This is a genomic window from Bradyrhizobium sp. Ash2021 (genome assembly GCF_031202265.1).
In the GTDB taxonomy this organism is placed as follows: domain Bacteria; phylum Pseudomonadota; class Alphaproteobacteria; order Rhizobiales; family Xanthobacteraceae; genus Bradyrhizobium.
On the sequence record NZ_CP100604.1, the window covers coordinates 681,852 to 696,954 of the forward strand.

Annotated in this window: 11 protein-coding genes; 5 read left to right on the forward strand and 6 right to left on the reverse strand. The window is 61.3% G+C overall.

From position 1 onward, the window contains the following. Nucleotides 1–2 precede the first annotated feature (2 nt). From NL528_RS03245 to NL528_RS03255, 3 genes are read right to left on the reverse strand one after another with little or no spacing between them, the layout of a single operon-like run. Nucleotides 3–2,909 (reverse strand): NHLP bacteriocin export ABC transporter permease/ATPase subunit, encoded by a 2,907-nt coding sequence (locus NL528_RS03245; protein ID WP_309181284.1) that lies wholly within the window; start codon nt 2,907–2,909, stop codon nt 3–5. Beyond that, entirely contained in the window at nt 2,906–5,128 is a 2,223-nt protein-coding gene (locus NL528_RS03250) for an NHLP family bacteriocin export ABC transporter peptidase/permease/ATPase subunit (protein ID WP_309181285.1), read from the reverse strand. Before NL528_RS03250 ends, NL528_RS03245 begins: the two co-directional genes overlap by 4 nt. Further along, entirely contained in the window at nt 5,121–6,389 is a 1,269-nt protein-coding gene (locus NL528_RS03255; RefSeq protein ID WP_309181286.1) for an NHLP bacteriocin system secretion protein, read from the reverse strand. Before NL528_RS03255 ends, NL528_RS03250 begins: the two co-directional genes overlap by 8 nt. 318 nt (nt 6,390–6,707) lie before the next feature. On the opposite strand from NL528_RS03255, the gene NL528_RS03260 reads away from it, so the two are divergent. Both NL528_RS03260 and NL528_RS03265 read left to right on the forward strand, forming a co-directional pair. Next, complete coding sequence (locus tag NL528_RS03260) at nt 6,708–7,211, forward strand: hypothetical protein (protein ID WP_309181287.1); 504 nt, start codon at nt 6,708–6,710, stop codon at nt 7,209–7,211. A gap of 220 nt (nt 7,212–7,431) precedes the next feature. Further along, nucleotides 7,432–8,697 (forward strand): trypsin-like peptidase domain-containing protein, encoded by a 1,266-nt coding sequence (locus NL528_RS03265; RefSeq protein WP_309181288.1) that lies wholly within the window; start codon nt 7,432–7,434, stop codon nt 8,695–8,697. A 37-nt stretch (nt 8,698–8,734) separates the two neighbouring features. Here the strand turns inward: NL528_RS03265 and NL528_RS03270 are convergent, their stop codons facing one another. Further along, nucleotides 8,735–9,199, reverse strand: coding sequence for an Lrp/AsnC family transcriptional regulator (locus NL528_RS03270; protein ID WP_309181289.1), 465 nt, complete (start codon nt 9,197–9,199; stop codon nt 8,735–8,737). Between the two features lie 161 nt (nt 9,200–9,360). Here NL528_RS03270 and NL528_RS03275 point away from each other — a divergent pair, with 161 nt between their 5' ends. From NL528_RS03275 to NL528_RS03285, 3 genes are all read left to right on the forward strand, one after another. Then, complete coding sequence (locus tag NL528_RS03275) at nt 9,361–10,374, forward strand: 1-aminocyclopropane-1-carboxylate deaminase (protein ID WP_309181290.1); 1,014 nt, start codon at nt 9,361–9,363, stop codon at nt 10,372–10,374. Between the two features lie 126 nt (nt 10,375–10,500). After that, nucleotides 10,501–12,258 (forward strand): DUF6880 family protein, encoded by a 1,758-nt coding sequence (locus NL528_RS03280; protein WP_309181291.1) that lies wholly within the window; start codon nt 10,501–10,503, stop codon nt 12,256–12,258. Between the two features lie 73 nt (nt 12,259–12,331). Further along, nucleotides 12,332–12,712, forward strand: a complete 381-nt coding sequence (locus NL528_RS03285; protein ID WP_309181292.1) for a hypothetical protein — start codon at nt 12,332–12,334, stop codon at nt 12,710–12,712. Between the two features lie 51 nt (nt 12,713–12,763). Here NL528_RS03285 and NL528_RS03290 read toward each other — a convergent pair whose 3' ends face one another. Both NL528_RS03290 and NL528_RS03295 read right to left on the reverse strand, forming a co-directional pair. Next, a complete protein-coding gene (locus NL528_RS03290; RefSeq protein ID WP_309181293.1) occupies nt 12,764–13,891 on the reverse strand; it encodes an amino acid ABC transporter permease in 1,128 nt (375 codons plus the stop codon). 3 nt (nt 13,892–13,894) lie between these two features. Next, nucleotides 13,895–15,082, reverse strand: a complete 1,188-nt coding sequence (locus NL528_RS03295; RefSeq protein WP_309181294.1) for an amino acid ABC transporter permease — start codon at nt 15,080–15,082, stop codon at nt 13,895–13,897. Between the last annotated feature and the right edge of the window lie 21 nt (nt 15,083–15,103).

A 15,103-nucleotide genomic window follows, 5' to 3' on the forward strand; every position in this document is an offset into this window, starting at 1 on the left:
GGCTAAAGCAACTGCCGCTGCGCGAAGGCGGCGAACATTCCGGGCGTCTTGCTGAGCTCCGCATAGCTCCCGGTTTGCACGACCTTGCCATCGACGAGCACGATAATGCGATCGGCCTCGCGCACGGTGCTCAGCCGATGCGCGATGACGATCCGTGTTACGTTGAGGTTACCGAGCGATGCGCTTACAATCGCCTGCGACTGGTTGTCCAGTGAACTCGTCGCCTCGTCAAACAGCAGAATACGGGGCCGGCGGGCGATCGCGCGGGCAATCATGATTCGCTGTCGCTGTCCGCCGGACAGCGTGTTCACGCCCTCTGCGATCACGGTATGCATGCCCATCGGCATGCGCTCGATGTCGGCATCGAGACCGGCAAGCCGCGCGGCCTCCCACGCGTGCTCGAGCGGCAGTTGGACGCCGCCGCAAATATTGTCGTAGAGGCTACCTGTCGCCAGTTTTCCATTCTGCAATACCACGCCAAGCTGCCGCCGTACCGCGCTGATGTCGAGCGTATCGAGCGCCTTTCCATCGAGGAACACGGCGCCGGACTCCGGCCGTTCGAAGCCCAGCAATAATCGGAACAGCGAGGATTTTCCGCTACCTGACGGGCCCACAATCGCGACATATTCGCCTTGCGCGATCCGCAGAGTGACGTTGTCGAGGACGGGCGGGCCGCTCGGCAGGTAGCGGAAGGTCAAGCGGGAGAGCTCAACCGCTCCGGACAGTTCACCCGGAGGCTTGCGATCCTCGGAAACCTCGACCACCGCCGAGATCAGCGGTCGAAGGCGGGTGAGATGAGGGATTGCGATCAGCGATTCACTCACGCCCGACGCCCACGCACCGACCGATGCCATCGATTGGCCGAAGGCAGTGAAGAATGCGAAGAAGCCGCCGATATCGATTAGCAGCTTGCTGTTTGTAAACGACGCCGCTGCGAAAATGATGAGCGTGGCGATAGTTGGAAACGAAGTCTCGAAAACACCGAGGGCGTTGGCGGTCCGCTGGGAGGCCATGAAATACTGTTTCTGGATCGCGAACTGTCTCGACCACACCGCGAGCGCGCGAAAGGTTGCGGCTGCGACGCGGAGCTTGCTGATTCCGGAGATGAGCTGCAGCACGAAGCCGCCGATCTTGCCCTGCAGGTTGAAGTGGTCGTTCTCGTGATAGAGACGTATCGCGCTGGTGGCGATGATCAGGATCGCCCTGACCATCGTCAGCACAAACGCGACCAGCCCCAGCCTGAGATCGTAGTAAAACATCAGACCTATGCTGAACCAGCAGAACAAACCGGCCATCATCCCGCGCAGTGCGCGTCCGGTGAATATCCGACGTGCAGCATCGATTCCCATCGAGCGATCGACAAAGTCGCCAACGGTGTACTCGCGAAACAGGGACGCGGGCAGCCTGAGCAGACGGTCGATCACCGCCGCCTGCAGCTTCCAATCGATCAGGCCTTCGAGCCTGAGCATCGCGAGTCCTTCCATCGCCTGGACACTGGCCATGGCGACGGCCGTCACGGCGAGCGCGAGGGCGCAAAACGCGAGCTGGTCGAGCTCGGTGCGGGGTATGACCGAACTGATGAGAAGATTAGTAATGAGCGGGGCGACCAATGACAGCAGGCCTATCGCAACGACGGCGAGTGCGATGCGACCGACATTGCCGCTGGAATGGCGAATCGAGAATGTGAGCAGATCCCGAAATCGAACCGGGCGCGACGGCAACGCGGGATAGAACGTCACGGCGTCCGGGGCCAGCTCCATTGCAAGCGAACGGTCGACCGGGCGGTGCGTCCCGGTTCCCGGCTCGATCATGGTGTAACGATGTCTCGGGCCGCGGATCAGCGCGACCGGATTGCGCTCCTCACCGTGCCAACCCACCAACGGGCCCACGTCCTGCTGCCACCATTTGCCCCGCAACAGCGTCTGGCGAACGCGCAGTCGTGCGGTTCGGGCGATCTCGACAACGTCGGCAAATTCCTGCCGAGCCGAGGCGGCTCGGGCAGGAACGATAAACGGCGCTCGAATCGCTTCCGCGACCATCCGGCAGGCGGCGAGCAAGGGATCCGACGGGTCGGCTTCAATCTTTGCGCGGTTGGAGCGCTGCACGACGACCGCGGAGAGGCGTTCGAAGGTTTCGAACGTCTGCGCTGTCGTGAGATCGCTGCGAAGAACGAGGCGTTGCGTCTCCCGGCCAACGTCGCGCGCCTGTCGATCCCGAATACTGGCAACGACGCCAAGATGGAATTGATCGACGGCGCGCCACAGCACATCCGCATCCGGCGTGGCGACGCTGCCGACAGCGATGCATGCGGACGGGCCGGCCTCGATCCACATCCCCGATGTCAGCGGCAAGGGCGGGCCGCCGGCGGAAAAAGCCGGATCGAGCCCCATCAGCTTCACCGCACCGGCCTCCAGGGCGACCCACACGATGCTGCGCACCGGACCACGCCGCCGCTCACCGGGCGGAATCTCGGCGGCGCCATCGCTCGCTACCTCGAGCATTTCCCAGCTCGGGTTTGGACCGGAGATCATCCTGGCGAGCCGCGTGACCCAGGCGGTAATCGAATCGACGGATGAAAACTCCGCGCGCGGCACGACTAATGCTTCGGTGCCGGGACCGCCGACTGCGATCACCTGGATGCGCGTGCCGGAGCTATCGACGGCTTCCGGAAGGTCGAGAATGACCTCGTCGCTCTCGACCCGAAACAGATGGTGTCGAGCCCCGTCGGTGCCGCCTTCGACCAAGTTGACGGCGAAGACATCGGCATACCCTGTCACGACCTGCAGCACGTGCCCCCGATGGTCGAGAAGTTTCGGGTGCCGGCCATCGAGTACGATGCGGGTCGGCAGATAGCCGGCCGCCGCTTGACCGGCCGTTACTTGTGCCCGCTGGACGACAGGTTCGGTCATTCCTGAGCCACGAGTTTCGCGTACACTCCCTGAAGCACGATCAGCTGCTCATGAGTTCCTCGCTCGGCAATTTTGCCCTGCTGCAGCACGATGATCTCGTCACAGTCGCGGATCGTGCTCAGACGATGCGCGATGATGATGCACGTGCAGCCCCGGCGTCGCAGATTATCGTCGATGACTTTTTCGGTGATCGGATCGAGCGCGCCGGTTGCCTCGTCGAGCACGATCGCCGACGGGTTGGAAACCAGCGCCCGCGCGATCTCGATACGTTGGCGCTGACCGCCGCTGAAATTCGTGCCGCCTTCGTTGATATAGCAGTCGTAGTTTCCCGCCCGCGTCGCAATGTCCTCGTGGATGACTGCATCCTTCAACGCCTGCGACAGATCCTCTTCTGTTACGGTCGGGTCCCACAGGGTCAGGTTGTCACGCGCGGTTCCCTCGAACAGGAAGATGTCCTGATCGACGTAGGCGATCGAGTTTGCGAACACCTGCGGAGGGATTTCCGGCAAGGTCCATCCGTCGATGCGGATTTCGCCGGACCACGGCTTGTAAAGTCCGCAAATCAGCTTGCCGAGGGTGGATTTTCCGCTGCCGGAGGCGCCGACGAGCGCCACCCTCGAGCCCGGCTGGATGCTGATGGAGAGGTCGGTCAGCAGCGGTGGCTCCAGAACTGAGTAGCCGAACTGAATGTTGCTGATTTCGATCCTGCCTGTCAGCTTCGGAGCGAAGCGATCCGCCGCGACGATGTTCTTGCCGGAACTGTCGAGCGGATAATTATATACATCCTCGAGGCGCTCGAACGCACCCTTGATGGTCTGGAAGCTACCCGCATAATTGACCAGGTCCGTGACGGGCGCCGAAAAGCTTGCCATCAGCGACTGGAAGGCCACCAGGCTTCCAAGCGTGAGGGAGCCCTCGATCACCCGCAGGCCGCCGATGCCAAGTATCGCCGCAACCGTCAGTCCGGAGAACAGCGTCGGCAGCATGTCAAGAAAGATGGAGGACACCCCGAGTTCCTGCTCGGCGTTCAAGGCTTTTGCCTGAACCCCGGCCCATTGACCGAATGCCTCGTCCTCCAGTCCGCTCGCCTTGAGGGTTTCGATGGTACGCACGGTGCTCACCGTCGCGGCAACAAGCTTGCCCTGTTCGAGCGCGAGGCTGCGGCTGAGATCCTGCCGGCGCGCGCCAATGAATCGCAATGCCAGCACGTTCAGAAGTGACATGCTGACGCCGATCGCAGCGAGCGGGGCGTCGTAAATCGCCATCGCGGCGGCGAAGAACACGATCGATGTCAAGTTGAGCGCGTTGGCGGCTATGCCGCTCGAGAGCAGGCGGGCAATCTGCTCGTTGGCGGCCACGCGGCTTGCAATATCCCCGGCATGGCGCTGGGTGAAGAACTCGACCGGTAGCGCCATGATGTGCCAGAGAAAGCGGCTGATCATGACCACCGCAAGCTTGGTTTGCAGCCTCAACAGCAGTGACTGGCGCAGCACTGTCAGGATTGCGCGCAACACCGCGGTCACGGCCATGCCGATCAGCAGCGGGACGAGCCAGCTGGTGCTGTGCCGGATCAGGATGTCGTCGACGAAGATTTTCGAAAATCCCGCAGCGACAATGCTGGGCACAATGAGCGCGAAGCTGACGATCACCAGCAGGCCGACGGCCGTCTTCGAGCCGCGCAATTCGCGCAGCAGCAAACGCAAGCCCTGCGGTTTGCGGCCCAACGGCTTGAATGCCTCGGTTCGCTCCATGGCGAGCACGACACCGGTGAACGCAAGATCCAGTTCCGCCATGTCGATCCGCCGCCGTCCGATCGCCGGATCGTTGATATAGACGCGATCGCCAACGATGCCCTCCAGCACCACGAAATGATTGAAGTTCCAGTGAATGATGCAGGGCATCGGCAATTCATGCAGTGTCGAGGGCTCCTTGCGAAAACCCTTGGCGGCGAGGCCGAAACGGCGCGCCGCCCTGACGATGTTGCTTGCCTTGCTGCCGTCGCGCGAGACGCCGCAGGCGACGCGGAGCTGCTCCAGCGGGATCCAGGCGCCATGGTACGCAAGCACCATGGCCAGGGCCGCAGCCCCGCATTCGACAGCCTCCATTTGCAGGATTGTCGGCGTCCGCTTCACCGCTTTGCGCCAGAACAGTTTGCGGGCGTGCCGTGGAAGCGGACGCACCTCGTCCGGCGTTGGCTGGGGCAAAGGGGCGTTATCCATCAATTCCCGTCAGCCGCTTGATGAGAGGTAGCACCAGGTCGAGCGGGCGTTGATTTCGCGTGGTGACTTCCGCGCGCGTCAGCGTTCCGCTGGTGAGACGAATGGGTGGCCCCTTTCCAACCGCCCAGCGATAGCCGCTGACGGTTGCAGGGTCCTGTTCCAGGCTGACCGTCGCTGCATAGGGCGCGCCATCGTGCGAAAAGCGGCTGACGAGACTGTCGTTGTGGAGCACCGCAGCCATGCCCTGGGGCGTGATGGGAAAATCGGAAACCGTCACGATGGTGCCGACCATGGTTCCGAACTCCTCCCGTTTCACCGTGCTCGGCTCGATGCTGACCTGCATTCCCGGTTTCACATTCTTGCCGCGCTCCGCCGGAATGTAGACCAGCGCCTCGAGCTCGGTACCCTCGCTTTCGATCGCGATGACCGGTGTGCCGACCGCGAGCACCGAGCCCGCGGAGACCTTGACCTCGAGGACACGTCCTTCGATCGGGCTGATGACCTGAGTGTTCTGGTTCAGCATTCCAGCAATACCGTCCATCTGCCGACGCGCGTCATTGAGGGTGAATTCCGATTGCTGGATTTCGCGCGCGCGTTGCGTCTCCAGATCCGTCTTTTGCGATCGCAACTTCAGAATTTCGTTCCTTGTATCTTCCTTTCGCTGCTGCGCATCGGTCAGATCGCGCCGGCGATCCTCGACGTTGCGTCGGGTCGTGTATCCCTTGGCCAGCAAGTCCTCGAGATTCTTGAGATCGGCCGTCAGATATTCGATGCGCTGGTCAGTCGCCTTCACGACCTGATTGAAGGCGGCCTCGAGTTTCGCAAAGTTCTGGCCCTTTGACGCGAGTTCGCTGGTAACCTTCGAGGTCAGGTCGGCATGCTCACGCTCGCGTTCGCGAAAGACCTCGATAGCGCTGGTGTGGCGCTGCTGGATATCGGTTTGTGCGATCTGGGCGACCGCCTGACCCTGCAGGACGTGATCGCCCACCGCAACGTTGACCGACGAAAGCCGTCCGGCGGCAGCGGAGACGGCATCGACGACGCGACCGCCACCGCTGATCAAAATTCCTTCACCGGCCGCGCGGGTAGGAATTCGCCCGATGACGCCCCATGTCAGCGCGGCCGCCAGAGCCAGGCAAACCACGAACGTCAGAATCCAGTCGAACGGTTTGGTAATGCCGACCAGGTGGTCAAGCTGTTCGGGCGACGCGGCTCGCTGCAGCGCCACCGCACGGAATGCCAGTTGCGACCGCTCCGTCACACTGCCGTCCTCCGGTTTACGCTCGATCCGCGGATCGGCATATCGGGTGCGTCAAACGGTGGATTAAGCCGAATGTACACAGCTTCCCCCTGCTCGCCGCTGGATATTACACCAAAGCGAATGCCGGACAACCAAACCGGAGGGTTGATCGAGGCCGATCGGGGAGGGGGCGCTTCGGGATTGAGGTCCGTGCCCGCCGAAAAGGCGCGGCTTCCCCGTCTGCCCTAGCGAAACGACACGGTCGGGCCTATGCTCGATCCGGCATCTTTCCGAGGTTGATCTGAAATGGTCGCGACCGGCGTCAGGAATTCAGCGCTCATGTTTGCCAGCCGCGCGCGTGGATGGATGACGTCGTTAGGCCTCGCGTTGGCGATTACTTTGTTCGCACCGAATGCGTCCAATGGCGGCGTCCTCAGCGAGAACGACTTCAGGAAAGTCGAGGACATCAAGCCGCTGTTTCAGAATTTGATGGCTGATCTCGTTCAAACCTCCAAGCGACCGGACATTTCCAGCGGCGACGCCGATTGCATCAAGTCAACCATCCGGGAGCTTCTACAGATCTCCGAGGAGCTTTCGAGCTACGAATATTTGATCACGATCGAGAAGGAGATGACTGATTTTGGCGACAACAACCCGATGCGGGACATCGTCAAATTTGCGGTCGAAAAATCCAACACCATTTTGGCCAGCGAACGAAAACGGCTGGCTCAGCTGTCGGACCAGTGCGCGCGTTCTCCCTTGTCGTTCGGCAAAACCCAGCAGGCGCTGCAATTCATCGACACCACGACCAATATTCTCAATTCGATTCAGGTTCGCCTGTAAGCAAGAATAATCGCCGGCCGCGGCACTCAAGCTTTCGACGCCAGTTCCTCTCCTCCGCCATCCGTGGCGGTAGGCGTCCCGGAGACCACAGGGCAAGGGTGTCTACCGAAGCCCCGTCAGGAGTAGGGAGACGGTTGCCGTCGTCCGTTTTATCCATGACGAACCCTTGGACTCCGGTTGCAAGCCTCAATATGCTCGCTCCGATCCAGGGGGCATGGTGATGAAATACTACGTTACTGCAATCGTAATTTTGCTGGGTGCGATTTTAGCCGGTTCGAGTGCCGAAGCTCGCGGGCCCTACGGGTCCATCAATGTCGGAAACTGGAAGGGCGGGGCGTACACCAACGATCAGACCGGTGCGTTCTCGCATTGCTCGGCAGGCACGCAATATCTCAGTGGCATCTATTTTGTGGTCATGATCGACGACAAGGGCGGGTGGAGCCTGGGATTCGCCCATGAAAACTGGGCGCTCAAGACCGGGCAAGCCTTCCCGATTACCCTGACCTTCGATGGTCAGACACCATTTAACGTTCACGGTGTCCCGGTCGCCGATAAATTGGTCCGCGTGCCGATGCCGGATAACTCCTCGCTGATCGCCCAATTCCGAAGAGCGAGGGGCATGACGGCCTATACGCAAGGCCAGCTTTTCGAGTTCAAGCTCGACCAGACCGCGCAGTTGTTGCCGACGTTGGCGAATTGCGTGGCCAAGACGAAGCAATTTGGCGTCGCCGCGGCTGGGGATTTTTCCGTGAGCCTTCCAAAGCCGGTGGCGGCGGCCGCGGCTGCACCGCCCGGTGCGACCAAGCCCGAAAAGACCGGCACTCAATCGGGGACCGGCTTTCTGGTCAGCCCCAACGGGCATGTCGTTACCAATCAGCACGTCGTCGAGGGATGCGTTGGGGATATCTCGGGCAATCTGACCGGGGAAGCACCCGTTACGCTGCGCCTCGTTTCAAGCGATGAAACCAATGACCTTGCCCTGCTTCAGGCCCCCGGTTCGTTCAGGGATGTGGCCGTCATCAAGGACAAGGCGATCCAGTCCGGCGCCAGCGTCGTGGCGATCGGCTATCCCTTTCACGGACTGCTCACGTCCGACTTCACGGTAACGACTGGAATCGTAAGTTCGCTCAGCGGCGTCATGAACAACACGCGCTTTTTGCAGATCAGCGCGGCCGTTCAACCCGGCAACAGCGGCGGGCCGCTGCTGTCCTCCAGCGGCGAGGTTGTCGGCCAGCGGCGAGGTTGTCGGCGTGGTTGCGGCGAAATTGAATGCGTTGAAGTTCGTCAGGGCGACCGGCAACATTCCCGAGAACATCAATTTCGCTATCAAGACCGGCGCGCTGCGGGATTTTCTGGACAACAGCGTGGTGTCGTACCAAACCTCCGATTCCAAAACGGAGCTGATGACGACAGAGATCGCTCGCAACGCGCGGGCGTTTACCTTCCTGATTTCCTGCAAGGCAAAAATGCTGGCCGAGAGTGCTAAGAATTAGGGCGCAGCGGTCCTGCAGTTGCGGGCCCGCTCAAAACTCCAGCGGCGCGTTGTCGACCACTTCCTTCATGACGAAGAACGTCCGCGTCTGGCGCACGCCGGGCAGCGCAATCAGCTGCTCGCCATGGATGCGCTTGAAATCGTCGACGTCTCCGGCGCGGATCTTCAGGAAGTAATCGAAATCGCCGGCCACCAGATGACAGTCGAGTACGCATTTCAGTTTCGCGACCGCTTGCTCGAACGAGGCAAAACTCTCGGGCGTGGAGCGGTCGAGCACGACGCCGACCATGACCAGCGTGCCCTTGCCGACCTTGCGTGGCGCCACCATCGCGCGGACCGGGCCAACAAACCCTTCGTCGAACAGGCGTTGGGTCCGGCGATGGCAGGTGGCGGGACTGACCCCGACCATTTCGGCCAGTTCGGCGTTGCTCAGCCGGCCGCTATTCTGCAGCAATCGCAACATCTTAAGGTCGACGCGGTCGAGCCGGCTGCTCATGGAAGATTCTTCCACTATTATGGATATGAATGGATGAAAACTAACATCTCGGGCTATAATGGCAATGAAACGGCAAAAAATACGGATCAAATTAGAGAGCACCTTTCCCGGGTCCGGTGCTAGGCGTTTCCCCGAGATCAGACATCAACGGGGATGACGGCATGCTGGAAAAGTTCGAGCGCTATCCGCTCACATTCGGACCGACCCATATCGAGAAGCTGGAGCGGCTGACGCAGCATCTCGGCGGCAAGGTCGACCTCTACGCCAAGCGCGAAGACTGCAATTCGGGGCTGGCCTTCGGCGGCAACAAGCTGCGCAAGCTCGAATACATCATTCCCGACGCGATCGCGTCCAACGCCGATACGCTGGTCTCGATCGGCGGCGTGCAATCCAATCACACCCGCATGGTCGCGGCGGTCGCGGCAAAGATCGGCATGAAGTGCCGTCTGGTGCAGGAAAGCTGGGTGCCGCATGAAGACGCCGTCTATGACCGCGTCGGCAATATCCTGCTCAGCCGCGTCATGGGTGCCGACGTCCAGATGGTGGATGAAGGTTTCGACATCGGCATTCGCCAGAGCTGGGAGGAGGCGATCGCCGACGTCAAGGCCAAGGGCGGCAAGCCCTATGCGATCCCGGCCGGCGCTTCCGTGCATAAATATGGCGGGCTCGGCTATGTCGGCTTCGCCGAAGAGGTGAGGGTACAGGAAAAAGAACTCGGCTTCGCCTTCGATTACATCGTGGTCTGCACCGTCACCGGTTCAACCCATGCCGGCATGCTGGTTGGCTTCGCCAAGGACGGCCGCGAACGCAAGGTGATCGGCATCGACGCCTCCTTCACCCCGGCACAGACCAAGGCGCAGGTGCTCGAGATCGCCCGCAGCACCGCAGGCCTGGTCGAGTTGGGGAAAGAGATCGTCGAGGACGACGTGGTCCTGATCGAGGACTATGCCTATCCGGCCTACGGCGTTCCGTCCGAGGAGACGAAAGCAGCGATCCGGCTGTGCGGGCGCCTCGAAGGCATGATCACCGATCCCGTCTACGAGGGGAAATCCATGCAGGGCATGATCGACCTCGTCAACAAGGGCTATTTCCCCAGGGGATCAAAGGTCCTGTACGCCCATCTCGGCGGCGCGCCGGCGATCAACGGCTATGCCTACACGTTCCGCAATGGCTAAGGCGCCGAAGCAGCGACGGCGGGTCAGCCGGTTTCGTTGCTGGACGTTCGACCCTTCCTCGAACAGAATGGGTACATTCATCCTCTCTGAATGACAGGTCAGGAATTCTCAAAGTCCACGCCGTTGATGAGAAAGCCGAAGCGCACCGCGAACGGGATCGAGACAACCGCCGGCCGGCACCGGTTCGGCATCGACGCATTGCGCGATGTTGCCGGCGAGAAGGTCTTCGCGCGCGGTGTTACCTATCATGAAGACGGAAACGTCGAGATTATTACGTTTGATATGGCCCGCGTGCTGGCCCGAGTCATCGGCTCCGAGGTCTACCGCTGCGAACTGGTCGGGACGGGGAAGAACTTCTCCGGGGAGTGCTCTTGCCGCGCATTTGCGGATTGGGGTTTTTGCAAGCACCTGGTGGCAACCGCCCTTGCCGCAAATAGCCTCGGGCCCGAGGCTCTGGAGCCGGCTCCCAGCCGCTTCGCCAAAATCCGTGAGCATCTCCGCACCAAGGGCGTCGAGCGGCTTGTCGAGATGGTCGTCGGCTTTGCCGAACGCGATCCCTCGTTGCTGCAGGAACTGGAGTTTTCTGCTGCCGCGGCCACGGCCGACGACAAGACCCTGTTTGCACAATTCAGGAAAGCAATTACCGAGGCCACCCGCACCGGCGGCTATATCGAATATGGTGAGATGCGGGAATGGGTGAAGGGAATCGAGAGCGTGCTCGACCGGATCGCGGGCTTGATTGAGAACGGCCGGGCGGCATTGGTTTTGCGGCTGCTCGATCATTTTTTTGCGCGGATGGATGAAGCGTTCGGGAGCATAGACGACTCCGACGGTGGCGGCGGAGGCGTATACGCCAAGGCCTGCGAAATTCATCTCGCGGCGTGCCGCCGGGAAAAACCTGATCCGGTCATACTTGCACGGGCGCTGTTCGCGCGTGAGGTCGATTCGGAATGGGAGTTTTTCCACGGCGCGAGCGAGACCTACGAGGATATCCTGGGAGACGCCGGGCTCGCTGAATATCGCAGGCTTGCGAGCGAAGCTTGGCAGAAAATAAAGCCGTCGCGAACGACCGGACAGGACGATCAATTCGGTACGCGATATGCGCTCGGAGCCATTCTTGAAAGCTTTGCCGAACGGGAGGGTGATGTCGATGGCGTCATCGCCATCCGGTCGAAGGACCTGTCGACCGCGTATGACTATCTCGGAATTGCACAGATATGCCTTGATCACGGGCGCGAGGCGGAGGCGCTGAAATGGGCCGAAGAAGGGCTGTGGAAGTTCGAGGACAACCCCGATGAGCGCCTGACCTTCTTTGCCTCCGATCTTTACAGTCGGATCGGGCGCAAGGAGAAGGCCGACAAATTGCTTTGGCGCATGTTCGAGGAGCGTCCGAGTGTCGCGCTCTACGAGCGTCTCAAATCCGCGGCGGGCGCCGATCGGATGCAGGCCGATACGGCTCGCGACAGGGCCTTCGGCTGGCTGCGGTCCCAGCTCGGAAAACCACAGGGGCGGGCGGTTGCGCAATGGTCGGCGCCGGCCGAACTTCTCATTCGGTTGACAATGGCGGAAGGGCTGCTGTCGGACGCATGGATTGCCGTCAACGGACACGGCTGCAGCGAATCTCTTCTCAAGGAGCTTGCCGAAGCGAGCGAACGCAGCCACCCCGCGGAGGCATTGAAGGTCTACGCCGCTCGCGTCGAACGAATGGTCCGTCTTGGCGGCCAAGGTAATTATGAAGATGCCTGCCGCCTACTCAGACGGATGCGGCAGGTTCGGGAAAGTCTTGGCGAGACTGCGCAGCATGCCGCCTATCTCGATGATTTGACGAGCCGTCACAAGGCAAAGCGCAATTTCATGAAGCTGTTGACGGCAGGTCATTCCTGACGGGACGGTAGGTGTATTGTTCGCCGACGGCAAAGACCCGGCCGTTGGCCGGTATGGATGGTGAGGATTCTCGATGAAGCTGGGCTGGAAGCCACGCAAGTGGCTGGACAAAAAGAGCAAATTGGGTTTTCGCGGCTATCCGGTCGGCACCATCGCCTTCTATGGACCGGACGCCCAGCGTGCCAGCAAGGTGGCTGTCTCAGTCATCGTCGCGCCGGATAGCGAACCGATCGAATTGCGGAGATGGTTTGCCGAGAGCGGCGACGTGCGAAATGACGCGACGATATTCGAGGAAATTGCCATCTTTCTTCGCAGCCATGAGGTGCACTCTGTAGCGATGGTCGAGGAGATGATGGGGTGTCCGCATGAGGAAGGCATCGACTATCCGGAAGGCGAGGTTTGTCCTGAATGCCCGTTCTGGGCTGGTCGTGCCCGCCCGTTTGCGGGTGGCTAACTTCGTTGGCGCGATTTTCCGATACGCTGCGAATCTTCATGATCGAACGGCTCATCGCGCTTTCGGCCCGTCCCGCGCCTCAAGACGGGCGCTGTAGCGGGACATCGCAAAGCAGAAGGCGAAATAGATCAGCGCGACGAAGAGGTAGACTTCGACACTGAACGATTGCCAGGCCGGATCGATGATCGCGGTCTTGGCGGTCGTCAAGAGGTCAAAGATACCGATGATCAGGACCAGACTGGTATCCTTGAAGAACGCGATGAAGGTGTTCACCAGCGGCGGGATCACGTGGCGGATCGCCTGCGGCAGAATGATCAGGCCGTTCTTCTTCCAGTACGACAGGCCGAGCGCATCGGCGGCGTCGTGCTGCCCGCGGGGAACGGCCTGCAGGCCGCCGCGAATGACCTCTGCGAGATAGGCGCCCGCGAACAGCACGAACGCGACCTGCGCCCGCAGCAGCTTATCGACGTTGACGCCGTCAGGCATGAACAGCGGAAACATCACGCTCGCCATGAACAGCAGGCTGATCAGCGGGACGCCACGGATCAACTCGACATAGAGCACCGATAACGATCGGATCGCGGGGAGCTTTGAACGTCGGCCAAGGGCGACGACAATCCCGAGCGGGAATCCGAGGGCGAGACCGAAGGTCGCGAGAATGAGTGTCACCGGCAGCCCACCCCAGCGGTCCTGGGAAACAAAGGGCATTCCAAAAATGCCGCCCCACATCAAGAGGCCAATCAGGGTAAGCGCCGCGGCCCACACCAGCACCAGTTCCTTGCGCCACCATTTACGCCGGCTCGACACACAGAACAGGGCCATGAAGGCGAGCATCGCCAGCGCCGGCCGCCATTGCTGATCGAACGGATAGGTGCCGAACAGTATGAAACGAAGTTTTTCGGGGATGACGGCCCAGCAGGCGCCGAGTCCGTGAACCGCCCGGCAGGCACTCGTGTCGCTGCCGGGAACGCTCCACACCGCGTTCCAAAATGCCCACTGCACGAGTCCGGCGGCGGCCTTCGCCAGCCCGAACAGCAACAGCAGCGTCACGATCGTCGAGGAAATCGACGCAAACAGATTGACGCGCAGCCATCCGATGGCGCGGCCGACGATGGTCCGGCCTGATCGTGACCGGCTGAATGGGAGCGGAGTTCCCGGAGCGTCCGTCACCGAGGTCATGGCTCAGCGCTCCACCAGCGCGATCCGCGCATTGTACCAGTTCATGAACAGACTGATGCCGAGGCTGATGGTCAGGAACACCAGCATGATGATTGCGATCGCCTCGATGGCCTGGCCGGTCTGGTTCAGCGTCGTGTTGGCAATCGACACGATGTCCTGGTAGCCGACCGCAACTGCCAGCGAGGAATTTTTTGTCAGGTTCAGATACTGGCTGGTCATCGGCGGAATGATGACGCGCAGTGCCTGCGGCATGACGATGTGTTGCAGCACGAAACCACGGCGCAGCCCGAGCGCCATCGCGGCATCCCACTGGCCCCTGTGAACGGATTGGATGCCGCTGCGCACGATCTCGGCGATGAACGCCGATGTGTAGGTCACAAGCGCGATCAGCAGCGCAAAATATTCCGGCGCCAGCGTCAGCCCGCCGACGAAATTGAAGCCGCGCAGTTCCGGCTTGGTGATGGTCCAGGACACGCCGAGCGCCAGCGAGGTGAGCATCGGCAGCCCGATCACCAGCGCCAGCGCATACGGCCAGATCCGCCGCGGCTGGCCATCCAGCAGCTGCCGGGCCGTCAGCTGTTTGCGCACCACATGGAACGCGATCAGCCCGATCACGGCCGCGCCGATCACCCAGAGCTGACCCGCCTCGATCGGGACAGACGGAAGTATCATGCCTCGATTGGAAAGGAAGACACCCTCGATCGGCTTCCAGGCCGCGCGCGCCGCCGGAAGTCCCTGCATCAGCACGTACCAGAACAATAGCTGCAACAGCAGGGGAATATCGCGAAGCACCTCCACATAGACGGCGGCAAGCCGCGACAACAGCCAGTTCGATGACAGGCGCGCGACGCCGATAATGGTCCCGAGCACGGTCGCCAGCACAATGCCGATCACGGCGACGCGGAGCGTATTGGCGAGCCCGACGATGAAGGCGCGCAAATAAGGGTCCTTCGGACTGTACGGAATCCAGGTGTCGGCGATCGGCATCCCCGCCTCGCGGCCGAGAAAGGCGAAGCCGGTCGAGATGCGGCGCACCGACAGATTATGAACCGTGTTCGACCAGAGCCATGCGACGATCGCCACCGTGATCCCCACCACCACGATCTGCCAGAACAGTCCGGCGAACTGCCGGTCCTTCAGCGAGATTCCTATCCGCCGGGGCGGCGGCGGAGCGGGGTTCGATGTCGTCACGGCACAAGATTCCTCATGGCG